The sequence below is a fragment of the Mesorhizobium waimense genome (genome assembly GCF_003601975.1).
Lineage (GTDB): Bacteria > Pseudomonadota > Alphaproteobacteria > Rhizobiales > Rhizobiaceae > Mesorhizobium > Mesorhizobium waimense.
Genome location: NZ_QZWZ01000216.1, coordinates 1 through 440, shown reverse-complemented (window position 1 = coordinate 440; position 440 = coordinate 1). Strand labels below are relative to the sequence as shown.

Annotated in this window: 1 pseudogene; it reads right to left on the bottom strand. The window is 55.9% G+C overall.

Features of this window, described 5'->3' with window-relative positions:
* Positions 1 to 102: 102 nt before the first annotated feature.
* A pseudogene (locus D3227_RS40705) lies at positions 103 to 309 on the bottom strand (IS110 family transposase); the annotation flags it as partial.
* Positions 310 to 440 lie beyond the last annotated feature (131 nt).

Here is a 440-nt window from a genome sequence, read left to right as displayed (position 1 = left end):
TCATGAACCACCGATTCATACATTCTTACCGTATGTTTTTTATTCAAGCAGAAGACGGCATACGATTTCTGCGCGTGGGCTCGGAGATGTGTATAAGAAACAGGCGTGCAACTGCGCCGGCTGTGCGCCGTGTTTGGCGCACCACGCCAGCAGGGCTTGTACGCCCGCGGCGGTGTTGACCACCACCTTGGTCTTACACTTGTCAGCCTCAGCCGTCAGCAACGTGCAATCCAGCTTGGCCTTTGATACATCAATACCTATGAAAACATGGACTTGGCCTCCTGCAGATAACAAACTGCTGTCAGCCACTGCGCCCACTTGCCTTGTACATACAGGGTCCTCGCCCTACGATACCGTCCAGTGTCTCGCCGGCCCAGCAGTGCGCTGCCGAGCCGCTATCTGTCCCACAAAGTCCTCGCTTTGGGCACCAACTCGCGGTC